General features: G+C 32.7%; 7 protein-coding genes. All 7 read right to left on the bottom strand.

Annotated features, from left to right (window positions below; translation table 11 throughout):
• Window positions 1-32: 32 nt before the first annotated feature.
• The 7 genes from ACOX6R_RS02380 to ACOX6R_RS02350 all read right to left on the bottom strand — a co-directional run bounded on the left by ACOX6R_RS02380 (window position 33) and on the right by ACOX6R_RS02350 (window position 7,277).
• A complete protein-coding gene (locus ACOX6R_RS02380; protein ID WP_433446852.1) occupies window positions 33-554 on the bottom strand; it encodes a HutD family protein in 522 nt (173 codons plus the stop codon).
• Window positions 555-1,571: a type 2 isopentenyl-diphosphate Delta-isomerase gene (fni, locus tag ACOX6R_RS02375; protein ID WP_433446850.1), complete on the bottom strand. Its 1,017-nt coding sequence runs from the start codon at window positions 1,569-1,571 to the stop codon at window positions 555-557.
• Between the two features lie 83 nt (window positions 1,572-1,654).
• Entirely contained in the window at window positions 1,655-2,611 is a 957-nt protein-coding gene (locus tag ACOX6R_RS02370) for a gluconeogenesis factor YvcK family protein (protein ID WP_433446848.1), read from the bottom strand.
• The gene (rapZ, locus tag ACOX6R_RS02365) at window positions 2,596-3,462 is read right to left on the bottom strand and encodes an RNase adapter RapZ (RefSeq protein WP_433446846.1); all 867 of its coding nucleotides are present in this window, start codon (window positions 3,460-3,462) and stop codon (window positions 2,596-2,598) included. The genes ACOX6R_RS02370 and rapZ overlap by 16 nt, the downstream gene beginning before the upstream one ends.
• 1 nt (window position 3,463) lies before the next feature.
• The gene (gene murB / locus ACOX6R_RS02360; RefSeq protein ID WP_433446844.1) at window positions 3,464-4,354 is read right to left on the bottom strand and encodes a UDP-N-acetylmuramate dehydrogenase; all 891 of its coding nucleotides are present in this window, start codon (window positions 4,352-4,354) and stop codon (window positions 3,464-3,466) included.
• Between the two features lie 197 nt (window positions 4,355-4,551).
• Window positions 4,552-5,031, bottom strand: a complete 480-nt coding sequence (locus tag ACOX6R_RS02355) for a ferritin (protein ID WP_433446842.1) — start codon at window positions 5,029-5,031, stop codon at window positions 4,552-4,554.
• 134 nt (window positions 5,032-5,165) lie between these two features.
• Window positions 5,166-7,277, bottom strand: coding sequence for an MFS transporter (locus ACOX6R_RS02350; protein ID WP_433446840.1), 2,112 nt, complete (start codon window positions 7,275-7,277; stop codon window positions 5,166-5,168).
• Between the last annotated feature and the right edge of the window lie 27 nt (window positions 7,278-7,304).

Raw genomic sequence — 7,304 nt, 5'->3', positions numbered from 1 at the left:
AAGAAATCCCTTATTGAATCTAGCAACTTATTTTAAAATTCACAAATTATAATTTTTCCTGCACCATTAATTTTAATTTTTTCATTTTCTAAAAATATTGCAGAAAATTCTTCAAACTTTTTTCCATCAACTTCTAAATCAGATTCAAAGTTAAAGATTATAGCTTTTTTATCTGCCTTAAATTCAAAGTTATTTATATTTAGTGAATACATCTTGGCATCAAGGCCTTTTTTAAAGATTAAATTAAAATCTCTAATGTCACCAGAAGACTCAGTGTTATCATCTCCATCAAAATATAGCACTTCGTATGGTCTTAAGTTAAATTTATTATCTGCTGTCTTTATGTGCATGTCGTTATTTAGTGGAGCGATAAATCTATTAAATCCATTGTATGGTGTGTATACAGAAACTTCATCTTCACAAGTTGCTGTTGAAATTCTAAAGTCAAAGTTTTTCTCAGCAACACTTGCATCCTCTGGGTAAATAAATACTTCTGTAGTAACTCCTGCTGACCATTTTGAGTCCTTAAACTCGTCTCTTTTAATAATCTTCATTTAGCCCTCCAATAATTCCTTTAGTCTTCCTGTAACTTTATATTTTTGCAATTTTAATTCGTCTAAATTTTTAGATCCAAGTAAAAGCATGAGCATCTTTGATTTATAAATTAAATTGCTAATATATTTTAGAGTGTAGTCGTAACCGCCGTGGATGATATATGAAAGTATCTCTCCACTTACTGCCGTCATGTCTGCACCAATAACTAAACTCTTTATCACATCTGTTGAATTTTTAACTCCACCTGATGAAATAATTTCTAAATCTTTAAGTCCAAGGCTCTTTGCCTCAATAAGTGCCAAAGCTGTAGGAATTCCCCATGAATAAAATTCTGATAGGTCATTGTCCACATTGCGAAGATTTTCTATTTCTATAAAATTCGTTCCGCCGTATCCAGAAACATCGACACTTCTTACTCCAATATCATAAAGTGTTTTGATGACATCCTTTGAAAGTCCAAATCCAACTTCTTTTACGATTACTGGAACTTCAGATTTTGCAACTATCATGTCGATATTTTGTAAAATATTTCTAAATTTTCTATTGCCTTCAGGTTGTGCAAGCTCTTGTGCAGGATTTAGGTGAATTTGTATAGCATCTGCCTCTACAAGATCAACTGCCCTCTTTGCTTCTTCTACAGTTGCCTCTCCGCTTAAGTTTGAAATTACAATGCCGTCTTTTATGATCTCTCTAACGACTTTAAAAGATTCCTTTGCATCTTCATCTTCTAGAGCGATTTTTTCGCTTCCCACTGCCATTGGAATTCTAAATTCATTGGCAACTCCTGCCAAATCTCTATTAATATCTTCTGAAAATTCATTTCCGCCAGTCATTGCATTTATCATAAGCGGAAAATTAATTTTTCTGTCTAAAAAAACAGTAGACGTATCTATTTCTGAAAAATCAATTTCAGGTAAAGAGTTATTATATAGAAACACATCGTCAAATAGAGGATTGCCCACATAGCTTGTACGTAAATAGTTTTCTATATGTTCCTGTTTTCTATATTTTCTCATATAATTCTCTCCAATTTCTATTTTAAAATTCTAACTATACGAAATAATAATATCATTTAATCAAAATTTTTACAAGAAAACAATTAACTAAAGAGGATATCTCCAATCTTTTTGCCACTATGGCGTATCTTTTTATCCGTAACTTCAATAAAATTATCTTCCACTAATTTTATATTTTTATCTTCAAAAAACTTTCTATCTTCATCTGTCACAAATATTGGCTCTGACTCATCTAAAGTAAAGTAATTGTTGTAAATTTCTTGAGAGACTTTGTTATTATTTACATAAATCTCATCGACAACTCCAACAAAGGAATGATCTTCTATTGCCATGTAATGATCTCTTATTGTGTAGCCAAGCGTCTCTCCGCGCTCCGTCATGGCATTTGCAATATAGACTACTTTTGCATTTGTGTTTTTAAGTGCGTCGTTAATTCCATAAACTAAAAAATTTGGAATAATCGATGTGTATAGTGAGCCCGGCCCAAGAATTACAATATCAGCATCTTCTATTGCGCTGACTGCCATTGGATTTGCCTTTGGGAAGTGAGGAATCATGCTCATCTTTTTAATCTTTGTGTTTAATCTATAACACATTTTTGGAATATATGACTCTCCAACAACTTTGTCCTTGCTCTCAAACTCTGCAACTAAATGAGTCTCATCAAGAGTAACTGGAAGGACTTTTCCTGTAATATTAAATACGCTACTCATCTCAATAAGAGCTTGGTTGAATGATCCGTAAATATCTGTCATTGCAGCAATTAAAATATTTCCAACATTTTGTCCCTTCATGCTCCCGGACTTAAATCTATACCCAAGTAGCTCCTTAAGGGCTGAGTCTGTGTTTGACAAAGCCGCAAGACAGCTCCTCACATCCCCTGGAGGCAAAATATTTAGCTCCTCTCTTAGAATTCCACTTCCGCCTCCATCGTCTGACATGGTGACTATGGCAGAGATTTCCTTTGTATAAAATTTTAGACCTCTTAAAACTGCCGAGGTCCCTGTTCCACCACCTAATACTACTACCTTTTTGTCCATAACTTCTTCCTCATATCTCTATGGGTTACGTAGCATGAATTGTATTCTTCTTTTAAAATTTTTCCAATCTCCTCTGCAATTGCAACAGATCTGTGATAACCTCCCGTGCATCCAAATCCAATGCTTAGCATCCTCTTTTGCTCATTTATATAATGTGGTATCAAAAATTTTAAAAGGTCCACAATTTTATTAATAAACTCCTTAGTTACGTCCCACTTCAAAACATAATCCCTGACAATATCTGTTGTGCCATCATAGTCTCTTAATTCTTTAATATAATAGGGATTGGGCAAAAACCTAACGTCAAAAACTAAATCTGCATCTTGAAGAATTCCGTCTTTATATCCAAAGCTCGTTATTTCAATTGTAAATTTATCCTTTGGCTCATAAGAAACAAGAGCTAGAAGCTGTGTTCTTAAGTTTGCAGTAGAAAGATCTGTCGTGTCGATTACAAAATCTGCAGTTTCCTTTATCTTTGCCAAAGTTTTTTCTTCATAATTGTATCCGTCGACAATAGACCTATTTAGTGGATGAGGTCTTCTAAGTTCTTTGTATCTAGATATAATTGTCTTCTGATCGGCAAACATAAATATAATTTTTATATTTACTTGCATCTCTTTTAAACTGTCTAGAGCTTGGAAGAAGTTGTCAAAAAATTCTCCGCTTCTTAGATCAATTACAGCTGCAACCTTGTCAAAATTGTTGCTCTTGGCATCCAGTGCCATCTCACAAAACTTTGGCAAAAGTGCTGGCGCAAGATTATCTACAGAATAATATCCCAAATCTTCAAAAACATCTAGGGCAAAAGACTTCCCCGAACCGCTCATGCCTGTTATTATAATAAGATCCATTTTATTCTCCAATTATTTTTACTTCCCTCTGTAAATCTACTCCAAAATTATCTTTTACAACTTTTTGGACAATGGCAATAGTTTCCAAAATGTCGCTTGCAGTTGCATTGTTTTTATTTACCACAAATCCGCAGTGCTTCTCACTTATTCCAGCTCCTCTGTGAGTAAATCCGCGAAGACCTGAGTCGTCTATTAACTTTCCTGCAAAATATCCAGTCGGTCTCTTGAATGTCGAACCAGCTGATGGAAGTTCAAGTGGCTGTTTTTCTGCTCTTCTCCTGTCAAACTCTTCAAACTTCTCGCGAATTTTATCTTTATCACCTGGCTTTAATTTGTAATAAGCACCAAGAACGATTAACTCTTCTTCTTGTACGATGGAATGTCTGTAACCAAAGTTCATATCATCTACAGACTTTTCTATGATTTCAAAATCAGAATTTAAAAGTCTAACTCTATCGACAACAAATTTAGTCTCTCCATCATAAGCTCCTGCATTCATAACAATCGCCCCACCGACAGAACCCGGAATGCCGTGCGCAAACTCAAGACCTTCAAGTGAATTTTCCCACGCAAATTCGCTTACTTCTTTCATACTTGCGCCTGCTCCTGCATAAATTACATCTCCGTCTCTTGAAACTTCGTTTAATCTATCTTTTAATTTTATGATTACTCCATTAAATCCATTGTCTTTTACAATTACATTTGTTAGATTTCCCAAGATATAATAATTTATATTATTTTCTTTAACTAATTTTAAAATTTCAATTAGTGCGTCTTCGTCATTTGGCCTAACTAAAATTTTTGCATTCCCTCCAACTTTAAAGGAAGTGTGATTTTTCATCGGCTCATCGTAGTAAACTTCGCCGAGTCTCTCATCTATTTTAAAATCCATTTTACACCTCTATATAATTATATCATTAATTATTTTTTTAGTTATAAGTCTATTATACATAAAAATCAACCTACTTATTGCAATAATTTGTTGTAAAGATAGATTTATAAATCTCAAGCTTTATAAAATATTCTCTTTAAATTTTTGCACAAAAAAATCTGCTGGAGTTTCCCCCAACAGATTTAAATTTTTTAAAATTATCTTTGTCCTAATTTTTCGTCTAATAGATATAGACCAGCCCAGCTTTCGTTAACTCTTTCAAGTTGTTCGATTAGAGTTCTGAATGAATCTTCTTCTTCAACTTGTTCGTCAACGAACCATTGTAACATTGAAGTAGCTTTGTGGTCATTTTCTTCTATTGAGAAGTCATAAAGTTCGTTAATTCTTTTTGTAACTTCTTGTTCGTGTTCATAAGCTGCTTTAAATGTTTCTGTGAAGTTTCCGAATTCTTCTTGTGGTTTTTTGATAGCTTCAAGAGTTGGTTTTTCATCTATTGAGAATAGATAGTGACTCATTTTTTCTGCATGTTCAATTTCTTCATGTGCTTGTTTTAAGAAGAAGTGTGCGAATCCGCTCATTCCTTTTTCTTCCATATAATGTGCCATTGACACATAAAGATATGCAGACTCTATTTCAAAATTATACTGTTTGTTAATTGCATCGTTAAGTTTACTCATTATTAGTTTCCTCCTAGATAAATAAATATATATAATGGCACGCCCTTTTAAATTCAATGGACGTCCTTAAGAACATTAATTATGTTCGCTATATTTATATACCCCAGTTTAAATATTATAAACCTTTACATTTATTATTTCGTAAAACTAATATTGTCAAGAGATATATTTACATCTCCTGCGAAATAAAATTCTATTAAATTAAGATCATTTAAATTAATTTCTGCATTTTTCTTTTTAAAATCATCCATTGGAATTATTACTGTCTGAGGAGTTTGTCTCGTTACAGAATCGCCAGTCAAATAATCTGCTTTGTAAATATAAGATTTTGTGCTTGGTGTTAACTTTTTATAATCTGATACTTTAAGGCTTGCGGAATTTCCCCAAGTGTCCTGAAGTTTTATCACAATATTATCAGATATATCTTTGTTACTTAAGTTTTCTATGTCGAAATTAAAAGTCCTTCCATAATTTTTCTCTTCTTCGTTATTTACATGAATTCTGTAGCTTCCACCTTTGTTTGATCCAATAAAGACTGCTGTTGATTTTGATGAGCCAGAACCATATTTGTGATTTTTCTCCAAAATTTTATAGAGTTTATCGTAACTGATCCTTAAGTTTTCATCACTTGCAGTTGTAAGTGAGTAGTCCTCTTCAAAGTTTGCAACATCTACTGTGTCGCTTTCGCCATACCTTGAATAGTAATTTGTAACTGGAAAGTCGCTATACTCGTCTGGTCCATTTTTAAATAATTCTCTATTGTAACTTAACTCGAAACAGTTTTCTAAGAATTCATTTACATAAAGAGAAATAATTTCTTGCTGATCTTTTTCGCTTATTAATTCTTTTCTGTTTAATAGCCAGCCCTTAAGAGGATCAGTGTCAAAATCATTCCATCGCGAGTTAAACTGTCCGTGATTTGCATATCCAACATACACTGCAGATTTAAATTTATCTGAATTATCTGAGAAAAATACATTGTCATACATCATCATTCCCTCAAATGTACTCACATCTGCATCATTTGTCCCTGCAATTGATAGAAAATCTACATCTTTTAAAGTTACATACTTTCCACCAGGACTGTACTGGTCATAAGTAGGTGCAACTTCAATAACTCCCTTTATGTTAAAGCCATAGTCAAGAGACTTATTTCCATCTTCAGGAAGCTTTGTAAGCTCGTTATAATTATATGCAATGGCACAAGCTTCTCCACCACGCGAATGTCCCAAGAGTGCAATGTTATTTTTGTCAATTCTCTTATAAAATTTAGAATTTTTATTGTTGTTCTCATTTAAAATGTGAGAAATATTTTCTAATAACAAGATTCCGCGCGCATCATTTTCATTTGAAAGACTAATTTTATAAAATCCATTTAAAATGTTCATGTCAACAGAAATAACTGCGAAGCCGCGTTTTGCCAAATATTCACCTAAGTAGTCGTATCCCAAGTAGTTTTCTGTTGTAAATCTGTGATTTCCGTGTGCAACAAAAAGAACTGGAGCATTGTCTTTTCCCTTTGGGAGATAAGCTCTTCCAATTAATTTTGCCTCATTAAGTCCCCTCTTAAAGTACATGTCTCTAAGCTTTTTCTTCTTACCAGAATAATTTACATACTTCATCAAGTTGTAGTCATTTCCCTCATAGTCCACGACTTCTACTTCGTATTTTTCAGATTTTGCTGCAATTTTATTTTTTTCTACGTCCAGTTCGTGAATAAATTTATTGTCAAATCCAGGCATAGCTAGAAAATATATTGTCGCAACGAGTGCGCACGCTGTCGGTATTAAAAAAATCAGTGCAGCCTTCTTCTTGTTTTTAAAAAAAGAAATTGCTGATTTTGCGAAGGCAACTGTCACAACAAAAAATATAAGTAATCCTAAGAAAATAAATTTTTTATCAAGCTCTATTGTATAAAGTGCGTCGTCATAAATTTTGTACAAAACTACTGCAAAAATAATATAGATTGCCAAGTTTTTTGTCTTAATCCGTCTAAATAATACTAATACATGTCTTAAAATTAAATATATTAAGAATAAAAGTATGAACGATACAACTGTTGTAATAGCAAAGGCTAAAAATACATTCACACCTAAGTCATAGATATAATAATAAAAATTTGACGCAATAAGAACTCCTGCTAAAAATAAAACTATTATTTTAAAGCTAGAAGTTTTGCCAAAATGTTTTTGGAAAAATATATTTATTTTGTTCCCTATTTTAATTAATAAATTATTTAATTTCATAATAATGGGGATAAGCCCTGCTTATCC

The sequence above is a fragment of the Peptoniphilus sp. genome, from assembly GCF_050943655.1.
Taxonomy (GTDB): Bacteria; Bacillota; Clostridia; order Tissierellales; family Peptoniphilaceae; genus Peptoniphilus_A.
Note: the sequence above shows the minus strand (reverse complement) of the source record. Positions and strands in the feature narration are given on the sequence as shown.

Bases quoted from the DNA above. Each gene is read 5' to 3' on its own strand.
- murB (WP_433446844.1), bottom strand. From the start codon at position 4,354: ATGGATTTTAAAATAGATGAGAGACTCGGCGAAGTTTACTACGATGAG.
- rapZ (WP_433446846.1), bottom strand. From the start codon at position 3,462: ATGGATCTTATTATAATAACAGGCATGAGCGGTTCGGGGAAGTCTTTT.
- ACOX6R_RS02370 (WP_433446848.1), bottom strand. From the start codon at position 2,611: ATGGACAAAAAGGTAGTAGTATTAGGTGGTGGAACAGGGACCTCGGCA.
- ACOX6R_RS02355 (WP_433446842.1), bottom strand. From the start codon at position 5,031: ATGAGTAAACTTAACGATGCAATTAACAAACAGTATAATTTTGAAATA.
- ACOX6R_RS02350 (WP_433446840.1), bottom strand. From the start codon at position 7,277: ATGAAATTAAATAATTTATTAATTAAAATAGGGAACAAAATAAATATA.
- fni (WP_433446850.1), bottom strand. From the start codon at position 1,571: ATGAGAAAATATAGAAAACAGGAACATATAGAAAACTATTTACGTACA.
- ACOX6R_RS02380 (WP_433446852.1), bottom strand. From the start codon at position 554: ATGAAGATTATTAAAAGAGACGAGTTTAAGGACTCAAAATGGTCAGCA.